Origin of the sequence: Thermogemmatispora aurantia, from assembly GCF_008974285.1 — a bacterium.
GTDB classification, from domain to species: Bacteria; Chloroflexota; Ktedonobacteria; order Ktedonobacterales; family Ktedonobacteraceae; genus Thermogemmatispora; species Thermogemmatispora aurantia.
The window spans coordinates 1,070,057-1,083,874 of record NZ_BKZV01000001.1 but is presented as its reverse complement, the minus strand read 5'-3'; the positions used below and the strand labels follow the sequence as shown (position 1 = coordinate 1,083,874).

Annotated in this window: 8 protein-coding genes, 1 tRNA gene, 1 pseudogene and 1 riboswitch; of the genes and pseudogenes, 5 read left to right on the top strand and 5 right to left on the bottom strand. The window is 58.5% G+C overall.

What is annotated here, in order from left to right:
* Positions 1 to 24 precede the first annotated feature (24 nt).
* A riboswitch (TPP riboswitch) is annotated at positions 25 to 138 on the bottom strand.
* Positions 139 to 408: 270 nt separating this feature from the next.
* Positions 409 to 1,176: an SDR family NAD(P)-dependent oxidoreductase gene (locus KTAU_RS04260; RefSeq protein WP_228026312.1), complete on the bottom strand. Its 768-nt coding sequence runs from the start codon at positions 1,174 to 1,176 to the stop codon at positions 409 to 411.
* A gap of 208 nt (positions 1,177 to 1,384) precedes the next feature.
* Here KTAU_RS04260 and KTAU_RS04255 point away from each other — a divergent pair, with 208 nt between their 5' ends.
* Positions 1,385 to 2,005 (top strand): TetR family transcriptional regulator, encoded by a 621-nt coding sequence (locus KTAU_RS04255; protein ID WP_151727176.1) that lies wholly within the window; start codon positions 1,385 to 1,387, stop codon positions 2,003 to 2,005.
* Between the two features lie 221 nt (positions 2,006 to 2,226).
* Here KTAU_RS04255 and KTAU_RS04250 read toward each other — a convergent pair.
* A tRNA-Leu gene (locus tag KTAU_RS04250) sits at positions 2,227 to 2,312 on the bottom strand.
* Between the two features lie 320 nt (positions 2,313 to 2,632).
* Here KTAU_RS04250 and KTAU_RS04245 point away from each other — a divergent pair.
* Positions 2,633 to 4,615, top strand: a pseudogene (locus KTAU_RS04245) (Ppx/GppA phosphatase family protein).
* Between the two features lie 174 nt (positions 4,616 to 4,789).
* Positions 4,790 to 5,431 carry an HD domain-containing protein gene (locus tag KTAU_RS04235; RefSeq protein WP_151727173.1) on the top strand — a complete coding sequence of 214 codons (642 nt, stop codon included), beginning with the start codon at positions 4,790 to 4,792 and terminating at the stop codon, positions 5,429 to 5,431.
* A gap of 131 nt (positions 5,432 to 5,562) precedes the next feature.
* On the opposite strand, the gene KTAU_RS04230 is transcribed toward KTAU_RS04235, so the two are convergent.
* The 3 genes from KTAU_RS04230 to secD all read right to left on the bottom strand — a co-directional run bounded on the left by KTAU_RS04230 (position 5,563) and on the right by secD (position 9,557).
* Positions 5,563 to 6,507, bottom strand: coding sequence for a VOC family protein (locus tag KTAU_RS04230; RefSeq protein ID WP_151727172.1), 945 nt, complete (start codon positions 6,505 to 6,507; stop codon positions 5,563 to 5,565).
* Positions 6,508 to 6,653: 146 nt separating this feature from the next.
* Positions 6,654 to 8,168 (bottom strand): protein translocase subunit SecF, encoded by a 1,515-nt coding sequence (secF, locus tag KTAU_RS04225; RefSeq protein WP_151727171.1) that lies wholly within the window; start codon positions 8,166 to 8,168, stop codon positions 6,654 to 6,656.
* 12 nt (positions 8,169 to 8,180) lie between these two features.
* Positions 8,181 to 9,557: a protein translocase subunit SecD gene (gene secD / locus KTAU_RS04220; protein WP_151727170.1), complete on the bottom strand. Its 1,377-nt coding sequence runs from the start codon at positions 9,555 to 9,557 to the stop codon at positions 8,181 to 8,183.
* A gap of 664 nt (positions 9,558 to 10,221) precedes the next feature.
* On the opposite strand from secD, the gene KTAU_RS04215 reads away from it, so the two are divergent.
* On the top strand, positions 10,222 to 11,019 hold the full coding sequence (locus KTAU_RS04215; protein WP_151727169.1) for an ABC transporter ATP-binding protein: 798 nt from the start codon (positions 10,222 to 10,224) through the stop codon (positions 11,017 to 11,019).
* A complete protein-coding gene (locus KTAU_RS04210; protein WP_151727168.1) occupies positions 11,016 to 13,775 on the top strand; it encodes an ABC transporter permease in 2,760 nt (919 codons plus the stop codon). The genes KTAU_RS04215 and KTAU_RS04210 overlap by 4 nt, the downstream gene beginning before the upstream one ends.
* The last annotated feature ends 43 nt before the right edge of the window (positions 13,776 to 13,818 follow it).

The window sequence follows — 13,818 nt, the reverse complement described above, 5'->3', positions numbered from 1 at the left end:
TGAAGGGGAACCGGCAGCGGGTTGGGCGGCCAGACGGACCCTTCCCTCCGCCGGTATTACCCGGGTCAGGTTCGAGGGGTCGGCCCCGCTGACAGGGGCCCTCTCAGCCCGGTTGCCCGAGCTCCCCCAGGTCCAATGAGAAGCGCTCAGTCTTCTACTGAAAGAATCATACCATATGCATCCTGTTGATGAGCCATGCTTGATGGCCGGCAGCGCCCTTCTCTGGCTGGCTGAAGGCGACAGATGAGCAAATACGATCAGTTTGGGGAAGAGGGTAAGCATCTATCTATCAACCGGTGCGGATAATGCCCTTCGCCTGACACTACCCAGAAGGGGAGAGAGCAAAGAAAGGAGCCGCCGGAGCTAGAGAGCTGCCGGGCTCCGACGGCTCTTCGGCGGAGGCATAGCTCAGGCCGCTAGCCAGCCCCCATCGACGGGCAGAATGGCCCCATTAATGTAGCTTGCCTCTTTGGAGGCCAGAAAAGCGATGGCCGCAGCGATCTCGTCGGGAGTAGCTACACGCGAAGGGGCACTGGCATGAATAAAAGCCCCAACGCGCTCCAGGCCAGACTGGCTTGGCGCCCCCTGTCCCAGGCCAATGGCTGTCGCCACCGCGCCCGGGCAAACAGCGTTGCAGCGGATACCACGCTCACCATAGTGGAAGGCGATGCTGCGGGTCAGGCCGATCAAGCCGTGCTTGGAGACGGTGTAAGGGGTACCGGCGGCGCCACCGCGCAGACCAGCCTCGGAGGCCGTGTTCACAATCGTGCCGCCGCCCTGCTCCAGAAAAAGCGGAATAGCCCGGCGACAGGCCAAGAAAGGACCATATAAGTTCACAGCCAGCACGCGCTCCCACAACTCTAAGGGGACCTCGGCGGCGGGTGTCATGAGATCCATGATCCCTGCATTATTGCACAGGATATCGAGCCGCCCGTAGGTCGAGGTAGCAGTGGTCAGCATGGCCTCAACGCCGCTCTCCGAAGCCACATCGGCGCGGCAGGCGCAGAGCTTTGCCCCCTGCCCTTGCAATTCCGCCACCAGTGCCTGCAACGGCTCCTCGACAATATCGACGGCGACCACCGCAGCCCCTTCGCTAGTCAGGCGCTGCACCAGTGCGCGACCGATGCCCGACGCGGCTCCTGTCACCACGGCGACCTGTTGCTCGAAGCGCATCATCTCTTGCTTACTCCTTCTCTGCTAAGCTGAGACATCAGAAAGTGGGAATTGGAAGAGAAACGCTGAGCCATCCTTGCTCGTTGCCAGATCCAGGCGGCGCTTGACGGCCAGAGCTGCGGCGTCAGTGCACGTGCGGGCTGGTTGTCAACGCCGCTTGTTCGCATTATAATGTCACTAACTGACAAAAGTCAATGAAAGACAAAAGGAAATGAGTGATACAGCCATTTCGCAACAGAATCAGCTTGGGCAGCCTGGCCTACGGGAGCGCAAGAAGCGCCTGCTTCAGGAAGCGATCGAGCAGGCTGCGCTCAAACTCTTTCTGCAGCGTGGCTACGAGCAGACCTCGATTCAAGACATTGCCGAAGCAGTCATGATCTCGCCACGCACCTTCTTCCGCTACTTTCCATCTAAGGAAGAAGTTTTACTGGGGCCAACGCGCACCGTCATGAGGGCCGGGCTAGAGTATCTGCGTACCCTGCCGAAGGTGCAGTCAGAGGATGAGGCTGCGCGCATGGCGCTAAGAGCTGCCGTGTTGCACATTGCTCAGCTCTACCAGCAACAGCGCCACAGTTTCCTGCTTCGCTATCAGATCGCCCGCCAGGTTCCATCGGTGGCTGCATTCTACCTCTATGCCCTTTTGGAGGCCGAAACGGCTTTCTGTGATCTCCTCCAGGAACGCGCGGGAGGGACGTATGAGTATGGCCAACTTCGCCTGTTGGTGGCGACTCATGTGGCTATCCTGCGCGTTGCGCTAGAGCAATGGCTTGATGGGGACGTGCAGGACGATCTCCAGACTCTTCTCCTCAACTACCTTGGGGCACTGCACTAAAAAGCCAGATTTTGGTCTTCCCGCTCAAAGTCGCTTGTGGTGGTCTTGGGCAGGGGAGAGAAAGCCAGAGAGAGGGATGGCCATTGCCTGCTGAGGGGTACCAAGCCCTGGGAGGGGGATGCCAGAGAGTGCCAGCCGCTGTCGGCGAAGGAGCAAAAAAAGCGACTGCCACATGCAAAGGAGCTTGCAGAGCCTGCTCACATGTGGCAGTCTAAAAGAGGTGCCGAAGGTGGGATTCGAACCCACACGCCCGTGGTAAGGCACAACGCCCTGAACGTTGCGTGTCTACCAGTTTCACCACTTCGGCTTGCGCTTGTGGTCCGCTGCCCATCTGCCTGAGCGGTAGGGCTTTCGGTTCCGTGACGCTATATTACTCCAACTTGAGCTTTCTGTCAAGGGGTTTCCCGAAGAATTTTTCAATTGGCTGCTTATCCCGGCCCTCTTCTCCGGCCCGCTGGCAAGCGTGCTATAATGAGACAAAAGCGGCCAATTGTCGGTTCGCCTGAGAGATGGCCTGGTTTCTGCCAGCGGCCAGCGCAGCGCGAGGGAGCTGGCCAATCGAGTGGTCTCAAGGAGACCGGGCTGTAAGAAAGAGCAGGTCCTGCAGAGAGAGCGAGACAAGCACCTATGGGAGCAGAGTCGCGGCCAATTCGAGCGGCCATTGACATCGGTAGCAACACCATTCACATCGTAGTTGCCCGTTGCTGGCCTGATCACCTGGACATTCTTGCCGATGAACTCGACCTTACGCGGCTCGGGGAGAGCGTCAACGCCAGCGGCGCCATCTCTGAGGAAAAGATAGAACAGGCCTTAGCGGTCATTGCGCACTACGTTGCCCTTGCTCGCCGCCTGGGAGCTGAAACCATCCTTCTGATTGCCACCGAGGCCATTCGCCGGGCCAGCAATCGAGAAAATTTCCTCGAACGAATTGAGCAGCAGGTAGCGCTCCCTGTTGCCCTCATCAGTGGCGAGGCAGAGGCCGTTTTGACCTTCTATGGGGCCACCTACGAACTCTATCGTACAGGCCGAGCTCCCATTGACCTCGGAGTCGTTGACCTGGGTGGCGGAAGCACCGAACTGGTCACTGCCCGCGACGGGCAGATTACCTGGCGTCGCTCCCTGCCCATTGGCTCCGGCTGGCTGCTTGATCGCTATCTGACTTCCGATCCTCCGACCCGTCAGGAACGTGCTCGCGCGCGAGCCTTTCTACAAGATTACCTGCAAACGCTCACCATCCCATACTACCCGCCCGTGCTGGTTGCCACTGGTGGCAGCGCCAATTCTCTTTGGCTGCTGGCTGAACGGGCCTTTGGCCTGCCGACTAACCAGCGCTCCCTGAGCGGCGATGACTTAGCTCAATGCGAGGGACTGCTGGCGGCCCTCTCGGCGAGCGAAATCGCCCAACGCTATGGCCAGCCTTATAAACGGGCCCGCATTCTCCCGGCTGGTGCTCTCATCTTGCGCTCCCTGCTGGCGCGTCTAGGGTTGGATCAGCTACTGATTAGTCCCCACGGCATTCGCGAGGGAGCTTTGCTAGCCTATGAGCGCTACGGGCCGGCTTGGCTGCACGAGGTTGAGAGGCAGGGAGCCGTCGGCGGTCAGGATCGGACCCAGGGCCAGCAGCAAGTTACCGAGGGGGCCAGCCCGGACAATTTTCTTGCCTATGGTCGGCGTCTCCTTACTGAGCGCCTGGAGAAAATGCTCTCCTGGCGTCGCCTCCTCTTAAAGGAAGCTGATGAGGAAGCGATCCATAAGATGCGTGTGGCTTCGCGGCGTCTGCGGGCGGCTCTTGACGCCTATCAAGGCTATCTAGAGCCTGTGGCCTTCAAGAAGCTCTATCGCCGCCTCAAAAAAACCGCAGCTCTCCTCGGCACTGTGCGCGACAGCGACGTCCTGTTGCTGAACCTGCAGGCACTGCTGACAGAAGCTGGGACTGACGATCGACCGGCGCTCCTGTGGCTGCTGGCCCTGCTGGAGGAGCAACGTGCTCAGCAAGTCGCCGCTCTAGAGGAGCATCTGCGCGAGCTAGATGGCGAGACATTGCGTGCACAACTGCTGGCCTGCTTTGCAGAAGAGGAGTGTTAAGGAATGGCCAAAGCCCAGCCTGTCAAAGGTCTTGATCCCTGTGCTCCCGCCGCACACAATGCGCGACTGATCGCCTTGCAGCGCTTAGAGGAACTCTATAGCTGGAGCCAGGCGGCGGATGATCCGCGCGACACGCTGCACCAGCACCATCTGCGTATTGCTGTCAAACGGCTTCGCTATACGCTGGAGCTATTCCAGGAGATGTTACCGCAGGAGTGTCATGCTGTTCTCGCAGAGCTGGAACAACTGCAAGAAGAGCTGGGAAGACTCCACGATCATGATGTGCTCATTGCCTTGCTCAAAGGAATACTGATCGGACAGGACGTTGCTGATGAGGTAGCGGAGACCGCAAGCCTTCTCCAGGCCCTGGGGGAGCCACCTCCTGCGGTCCAGGAGAGCCTCCGTCACTTGCTACCGCGTCTCCTCCAAGAGCGCGAAGTGCATTTCTTCACCTTCCGTCAACATTGGCGCGAGCTTGAAGCTCGTCACTTTCGTCAAGAGCTGCAAGCCCTCTTACGTAGCTAGCGGAACGGAGTGACCTTCTCAGGCCTTCGCAAGCTGGTTTTTTTCTCTGCACGGCAGTCTTCGTCAATCTGGTGTACAATAAGAACAGGTAAAGGGATAGTAAACGCCGGGTTAAAACTATGCTACAAAGCATGGTCTGTTGAAGAGCGTGGCGTATAAAGGTGGGTATACCGCATGCATTCCATAGAAGATCAATTAGAGTGGTGGCAACTTCCTCAGCCCACACCCGAAGAGTTGCAGCTCAGCGGGGGATTGCAAGTCGAAGACTGGCCCCATGCCCGTCATGTGGCGCGCCTCTCCTTGCAGCTCTTTGCGGCCACAGAACCGTTGCATAGACTTGATACCAAAGCCCTGCGCCTGCTCGAGCGCGCAGCCCTCTTACACAACACAGGCATGCTCGTTGAAGAGCGGCGTCACCACAAGCATTCCTTCCGTCTCATCAAAGAGACCCCGCTCCCTGACTTTTCCGACGAGGAGCGTCACGAAATTGCTTGCATTGCACGCTATCATCGGCGAGCCTTACCGAGTCTGGCTCACGAGGAATATGCGGTCATGAGCCGCCCAGCGCGTAAGCGCGTCTCCATGCTTGCGGCCCTCTTGCGCATTGCTGATGCCCTCGACTACAACCACGATGCTCGTGTCCTGCGTCTGGCCAGTGTGCCCGAGGAGTGCACCCGGGAGCGCTGGACCATTCAACTCTGGACACGCCCCCTGGCTGATCTTGATGAGGAGCTTGACCAGGCTCACGAAAAAGCCGATCTGTTCGAGAAAGTCTTCAAGCGAAAGCTGCGCTTTCAAATCGCAGCGGCGGAGTAGGAGGAGGCTGAAACAGGTAGCTCAGCCGGATCGCTACCGGCCCGGCTCTACGCCTCGTCTGCTCCGCCGCTGCTCACTTCTGCTCCAGTGCTCTGATCTACTTCTAAGTGCTGGCTTTCCTTTCTGATCACTCAGGAAAGTTCGTGTAGCACAATAGCAGCTCCGCACGTAAAGTCTGGATGAATCCAGAGGGCTGCTTGAGGCTGCTCCTGGAGCATATAAGTTACTCCGTGCTGGTCCAGATAGCGCCGGGCTGTTTGCAGATCGGCAACCTCCAGCGTCATCCGACAGAGATTCTCGCCCACCTGCTGGAGAAAGTGCATCAGACTGGCTGGCTCCGGCAAAAGCTGGTCCCGGCTCAGAGGCGGATCAACGAGCGAGTTCTCAGCGCTGGCCTGCGCTAGAGGAGCGGCCAGTTCAAAGCTCTGGAAGCCATTACCCAGAGGAAAAGCCGCCAGGAGTGCTTCCCAGTGGTCGGCCTCGCCTGTGTAGGGAGGAGAGGCCTCCAGCCCATAGATATGGCTGAAGCGCCGCCGGCCCTCGTCCAGATCGGCCACAGCGATCGTCACACTGGAGACGCGCACTGCCCCCAATGGGTGGTGAGGTGGCTGCTGCCAGCCAGCAAGACGAAAACGGCGCTCCTCTCCGCTGCTGTCGTGCTGGATCAGGAAAGGATAGCGCTGAGCCAGGTCGGGGCGCTCGATATCGGCGCGTAGCCAGGAGCGAGAGCGGCCATCGGTGGCTCGCAGCTCTCCACGTGTGGGACCTAGCACGGGCACCCCGCGTGCTCGCATTCGCTGGCAATCTGCCTCAATCGCATCGGACGCCAGAGCAAAGTTCCAATAGCCTTCTCCCTTGGCGAGGCGTTCCAGCATAGCAGGCTGAGCCTCATCCGGCGCTATCACCGTAATCAGTTCCAGATAGGTGTCGCCGATCACAATAATACGATTAGCCGTCCCGGCGGCGGGGTGGCGCCCGCCGCCAGAGACGGTCAAACCCAGCTGCTCGCTGAAGAGAGCACTCGCCCCCTCCAGATCCTTGACCCCAATGATCACATGGTCAATGCCGGTGAGCATAACCGTTCTCTACCTCTTACCCGTTCAGGAGAGACCTGAAGGGTAGCTAGTTGATGCTTTCTTACGTGTGCTTCCGCCTGCATCGCTTGCTCGCTCAAGTCAGGAAAGGCGAACCAGGCACATGCTTCGCAGGTGGGATCGGCAGGTTAGCCGCGGGTCGAAGTCAGCTCGCGCTCGCGAGCGCGGCGCCCACTCGGAGCAGTTGCACCTGCACCGCCGAAACGGGCTCGTAGCCAGCTCAGACCAAGCTCGCCTTTCTCCCAGATCACCAGCAGCATACTGGCGTTAAAGATAGACGAGTACGTGCCGCTGAAGATGCCGAGCAGCAGCGTTCCCGTGAAAGGTCGGATCGAGACGCCGCCAAAAAGCGTCAGTGCAGCCAGCGTGAAGAGCACCGTCAGCGAAGTGTTCAGCGAGCGCGCCATTGTTTGGATCAGACTGGCATTCACCACCTCCTCGAAAGTTTCAACGGTGCGTCGCTGCATGTTCTCACGGATGCGGTCAAAAACCACAATGGTGTCGTGGACCGAGAAGCCGATCACCGTGAGCAAAGCGGTGATAAAGAGCGAGTCAACCTGGAACCCAACCGCCCAGCCCAGAATCGAAGAGACCCCCAGCACCACCAGCACGTCGTGCACCAGCGCGAGCACGGCGCAGACACCATAGCGCCAGGGACGCGGCACCTTGCGGAAGGCGAACCAGATATACAGCAGGATCAAAATGGAGGCTGCGACAACTGCCAGAATAGCATTGCGCTGTGTATCTGCTGCCACCGACCCCTGAACAGTGGCCGTCTGGAGCAGCTGCACGTAGGTATTGCCCTGATTAATAAAGGCTCCTTCGATCGCGGCCTGCAGATTCGGATCCAGAGGGGTCACTGTCAGAATATTGATCGTCTGGGTCGTGGTCCCCTGACGGATGTCCATAACCTTGACCGGGATAGTGGCCGCGTTACTATTGGAGCTGCTCGCTGGCGTGGCGGTTGCCGTGGCCGTAACCGTAGCCGTAGCCGTGGCCGTAGGCGTCACCTGCTTGGCCGTAGCCGTAGCCGTAGCCTGAGCCGCAGCCGTAGCTGTCGCCTTGGTTGGGGCGCTGGCCGTTGGGGTCGGCGTGCGCGCTACCGAAGGCCCCGAGGTCGGCGTAGGAGTGGCTGATGAGACACTGCTAGAGGAGGTGGCCTGCGTCGTATCGGTTGTATTAGGCAGCTTGCTCAGAGCATTACGGATGTCTTCCACCTTGGGGGTGACCCCTGTGGGGAAGTTGGTCACCGTGACGATCGTGACCTTCTTTCCGCTGTAGACCAGGTCATCGAAGGTAATCCCCAGACTCGTGCTCTTATAGAGTGTCTGCAGATCCTTCTTGATCGCGTTCTGAACTGTACTGTCGATGGTCGTATTCAAACGTACCCAGACCGTACCCTTGCCGGCCAGCGTCTGATCGTTGCCGAGCTGGACCTGCACATCCTTAAGCGGGAAGGGTCTGAGCAGGTTACGCACGGTTGTGATAGTTAGCTGCTTTTCTGGTCGCAGGCTGAGAGAAGATCCGCCAGCGAAGTCGATGCCAACATTAAGCCCTTTGATGATCAGGGATAGGGTACCAGGTACGATCACCAGCAGCGAGAGCGCCAGGAAGAGATAGCGCTTTTCAACGAGCCTGAACACGGCAGCCTCCTCTTACAGCGAGCTACGCCGTCCTGCAGTCGCCGCCGCGATCGAGCCGGCGGGCAGACCGAAGAGGGCGGGATGGTTGATGACTCCTGTCGGCACCAGCACGTTCAAGAAGGTCCGTGTCACCACAATGGCCGTGAACATGCTGATCAGCACGCCCAGGATAAGCGTAGTAGCGAAACCGCTGATGATCGTGGCGCCGAAGGTGTTGCCGAAGAAGAAGAGCACCAGGCATGTGATGATAGTAGAGAAGTTGGAGTCACGGATCGAAGGCCAGGCACGCTTCCAGCCGGCATCGATCGCTGCTGCCAGTAAGCGACCGGCGCGTAGCTCTTCCTTGACTCGCTCAAAGATCAAGACATTGGCGTCCACCGCCATGCCGATCGAGAGGATGAAGCCGGCAATTCCGGCCAGCGTCAGAGTGACGCCGATAAGCTTGAAGACAGCAAAGGTGAGTCCGGCATAGAGCGCCAGGGCCAGATCGGCCAGCAGGCCGGGCAGGCGGTAGTAGAGAAGCATGAAGAGCACAACCATGCCCAGGCCGATGGCTCCGGCGATCAGGCTCTTCTGAATCGAGTCCGTGCCCAGGGTAGGGCCGACTGTCTGCAAGCTAGCGATCTTGAGTGCGATGGGCAAGGCTCCGTAGCGCAGAACTGTCGCGATCGATTGGGCCTCCTGGAGGGTAAAGCGACCGGTGATGACCCCTGGGCCGTTGATGGCACTCTGAATCACTGCTGACTGAATAACCTTGCGGTCGAGGGTGACGGTCAGGTAGTCGCCGATGTGCTGCTGAGTGAACTGGCCGAATTTGGAGACAGCGTCACCCTTCATGGCAAAGTTGATCTGCAGCTGACCGGACGAGTCCGTGCTCACGCCAATCTGGCTGGGATCGAGATCCTTGCCGGTAAACCAGGGCTTGCCGCCCGGGTTAGTGCTGGTATATTGGCTAGGGTCGAACGTGCTATTCTCGGCGAGCGGCGTCGAGCCAGTATCCCAGAATTCGAGATTGCCCGCCTGCAGCAGCGTCTGCAGGGCCTGCGTCTGGTTACCGGTGTTGAAGCCCGGCAGCTCCACTGAGATGCTATACTGGTTACCGTTCTGCTGCACGCGGATGCTCGGCTCCGATACGCCCAGACCGCCATTGACGCGCTGCTCAATCAGATTGCGGGCGGCCTGGATGGTCTCATCGGTCACCTGTTCATTGGGGTTAGATGGCACCAATAAGGCGCGTACGCCTCCCTGCAGATCCAGTCCCAGATTGACCTTGAAATCGTGGTTGATCCCCAAAATGTGGATACCCGGCGTATTGGGCCAGTCAATATAGGCCGCACAGGCTGCCAGGATGACGATCAGCAGGAGGAGTAGGGCTGTTCCTCTACGCATAGCGTCTACGTTCTCCTCGCTCTCTGCCTAGCTTCCCTCCCCGTTGCCCACTTACGAGCGCTGGCTCTCCTTGCCGTCCTGCCCGCACTGCTGAGATCCCGGGGAAGGAAACTCAGGAAAAGAGATGGTATTGGGTTTGACCAGCGCCTGCCAAAACGCGCCGAAGCCAGCAACATTGCTTATAGGCTGTGTGGACCGGGCCGCTGATGCGCGCAGGCGGTCGCTGTTGTTCGATTCTTGTCAGTTGCTCGCTGTTTCCTCTGTCAAGGCTGTACGATGAGTTCCTGTGCAGTATAGCATAGTTGATGATACTTGCCTATCCCGGACTCTTGGACCGACGCAGCCCGGCCTCTCCTTCTCTCTGGCTGCCCTGTCCCCCTGGCCTGGCACCAGACTTTGACCGATTTGCACCGAGAAAGCTCCACGTTGCCCTAATTAAGGCGCTATTGTCCCCTTGACAGATCAGATAACAGTATGTTATAAATTCGAAAGCTATAACAATAAGCTATAGCCAGTCGGAGGATCGGCAGATCGCTGCCGGGCAAGCAACCAGCTACCCTCTTCCCTCTGAGGGGTTATCATATGCCTTATGAGGGAAAGGTGAGGAGACAGAGCGAGCGACCACTTGTCAAATGTCACCGGGAAGGAAGGAGAGATCACTGTGATGGAAGAAAGAGCGCAAGGCGATCTGGGTGCGGGTCAGTCCAACCTCCAGCCTGCAACGGCAGCGGTCGGTGAGCAGGGATCTTCAGTGCTGGGGGGCACCATCTTGCAGGTTGAGGAAGTGACGCGCAGCCTGCCGCTCGGTCACGAGCGTATTGAGATTCTGCGCGGTATCAGTTTCAGCGTGCGGCAAGGGGAGTTCATTGCCATCGTGGGACCTTCGGGTTCGGGCAAGAGCACCTTACTGGGGATCATTGCCGGCCTGGACAACCCGACTAGTGGGCGGGTTATCATTGACGGTATCGACGTCACGCAGATGAGTGAGGGCAGGCTAGCCGCCGTGCGCAATCAGAAAATCGGCATGGTCTTTCAAGCTTTCAACCTGATCCCCACCCTCACGGCTCAAGAGAACGTTGAAATCCCTCTCTACGTCGGCAAGCACAAGGGGTCGCCAGCCGCTCGGGCGCGGGAACTCTTGGAGTTGGTTGGCCTCTCGCACCGGCTCAATCATCGCCCGACGCAGCTTTCTGGGGGCGAGCAGCAGCGTGTTGCCATTGCCCGCGCGCTTGCGACCGATCCTCCCCTGGTGATTGCTGATGAGCCTACTGGGAATCTGGATGCTGCTAACGGCGAGAAGCTGTTACAGCTGATCGCTTACTTGCGCCAGACCACCGGCAAAACCTTTATTATTGCCACGCATGATGCGACGGTGGCCAGCCACGCCGATCGTGCCATTCGCATTATTGACGGTCGCATTGCCTCTATCGAGGTGCTCAGGGAGGAGGCAATCCGCTCATGAAAGCCTCACTCTACTTCAAGTATGCCTGGCGTTCGCTTCTCAGGGGTGGTCAGCGCAGCGTGCTAGCGATTCTGTGTATTGCGGTCGGTGTGCTGGCCATCGTCTCGCTTGAACTGGTCGGGCAGATGATCAATCTGGCGTTTACCAGCAACGTGCGTGAGGCCAATGGGGGCGATGTTGCGGTCGCTGCCTATGTTCATCCTTTCAACAACACTGATCTGGCCTTCTTTGAGCGCCTCAAAGAGCAGGGAGAAATCAGCGCCTATACCCCGGTGATTACGGCACGCGCCTCGACGCGACTGTCGGCCAGTATTGGCGATGCCTTCTCTCTCATCGTGATTGACCCTCAGACCTTCCCTGTGGTTCCCTCACCTACCTTCCTCCAGCCTGCCGACGGCAGCTTTGCACGCCTGGTCCAGGGGCAGCAGGTGGTGGTAACCAAGAATTTTCTGGATCAATATCATTACAAGGTTGGGGATAGTCTAACTATCTATGTCAGCCCTGACAGCTCTACTGCTACGGGGAGCATCTTCCATGTCACCATTGCCGGCGTCATCGGCAATGAGGGCCTGGCCGCCACAGCGGGCAGTACGATGTACCTGTCGGCGGCGACCTATCAGGCAGCTGCCCCTGATCAGCCTTTGCTTTATGACAGCATTTATATATCGACTAATAACGATCAAGCTCGCGCTGATCAAGTTGCCAAGGCTGTTCAGAACCAGTTCTATTATGCCTCGACACAGACGGCGACGGACGCTTTGAAGGCCGATGAGCAGCAGGTTGACTATATCCGCAAGTTCCTGGAGATCGCTGGTTTGCTGGCGCTGCTCATTGGAGGAGTGGGTATTGTTCACACCATGCAGGTGCTGCTCTTGAGACGGCGCACTGAGATCGCCATGCTTAAGACCACTGGCTATCGGCGGCGCGATCTGTACCTGCTCTTTGGTCTGGAGGCCGGCCTGCTTGGACTCGTCGGGGGAGTGATTGGCTCTGCCATCGGCCTGGGTGTCAGTCTGCTGGCGCGCGGCCTGATCATGCAGCTCTTTATGCTCAATCTGCCAGTCAGCTTTGACCCGCTCATCCTCGGAGGTGGAGTGCTCATCGGTCTGGGAACCGCTCTCATCTTTGGTCTGATGCCAATCGTCCAGGCGGCCAATATTCGCCCGCTGAGCGTTATCCGCGATCTCCCGGAGGGCTTTCGCCCTGGCAGTTATGCCCTCACGGCTGGTCTTCTCTTGTTGCTCTCGCTGCTCTTTTGTGGCATGGCTATTGTAGTGCTTAACAACAACGTTGGGCTGGGAATCGGCGTTGTCTATGGGACCTTCATCTTCCTCGGGCTACTCAGCCTCTTCTTTGTCCTGGCTGTTATTGTCATTAGTCTGCTGCCAGTACCGGAGCGGCTCAATGTTGGTTTTCTCGCTTTGATTGTGGTAGCCCTGGTGATTGCCGGCCTGATCACCCTGGTGCTGCCCGTCTTCGGCTCGCTGCTCTTGCTGGCAGCCGTGGCCGGGCTAGTGGTGGTCTTCTTACCCGCCACCTGGAAGGCCAATATCAAAATGGCCTTGCGTAATATCGGACGGCAGCGGGCGCGTACCACTACAACGATGCTGGCCCTCTTCGTTGGCATCTTCACGATTGGTCTAATCCTGATTCTGGGGCAGGACCTGCGCGATGCCATTAATTCTTCGCTGGCGCGAATCGTCTCGTTTAATGTCATTGTGACCGCCAACGACCGCCAGGCTCAGCAGTTAGAGGCGCAATGGAGCAGCGTGCCTGGCATTCAGAATCGACAGCATCTGATTGTAACCTCCTGCTTGCCACTGACGATCGACGGTGTGCCGCTGCAGACGCTGTTGCGCCAGAATGCAACTGCATCTTCGAATCCGAACAACTTTGAAAATCAGGCTGCTCTCTTCTACCTGGGAAGTTTGCAAGGTTTCGATCTGGCGCATGGCCAGGTGCCGTCTCAAGACGTCACCATTGTCCAGGGGCGCAACCTCAGTGCAGCGGATGCCGGTAGCGATAATGTGCTCTTGCCCCAGGCTGCTCTCCAGCTTGCTCCTCTGAAAAACCACCTGCATCTCGGCAGTAAAATCACCCTGATCAGCCAGGATGGTAAACTGCTCCACACGGTGACGGTGGTGGGCATTTACCGCTCACAGGGGATTACCTCCTCCGGCGCGATGCTGGCGTCCCTGGATCTGGTGCATGCGCTCAGCCCTGGCGGCCAGGTCACCAACATCTACTACCTGAAGATCGATCCGGCCCAGTTGGGCAAGGCTCTCGATCGTATGCAAGCCATTGCCGGAGCCATCTCGGTGACCAATCTGGCGAACTTGGGCGATTATGTGAACCAGTTCCTGAGCTATATCATTCTGACGCTGAGCGCCATCGCCTCGCTCTCGCTCTTCGCGGGTATCGTCATTATTGCCAATGCTGTGGGCCTGGCCATGCTAGAGCGAAGGCGCGAGCTGGGTATTCTCAAAGCGGTAGGCTATACCAGCCGTTCGATCCTGGGCGAGGTCTTGCTTGAAAACGGCACCGTCGCTGGTGTAGGGGCTTTCCTCGCTATGCTGCTGGTTAGTCTGGCTCTCAGCCTGCTGGGTCACTTCGTCTTTAATTTCAATCTGGGCACCAGCGAGATCATCGTTCTGGCGCTTATCGTCGGGGCGGCGGTTCTCTCGATGGCGGTGGCGGCCCTTGTCGCCTGGGGAGCGGTGCGTGTGCGTCCACTGGAGGTGCTGCGCTACGAGTGAGGGCGGCCCAAACCTTTGCGCGCAGGAGCAGGGCAAGCCCGAT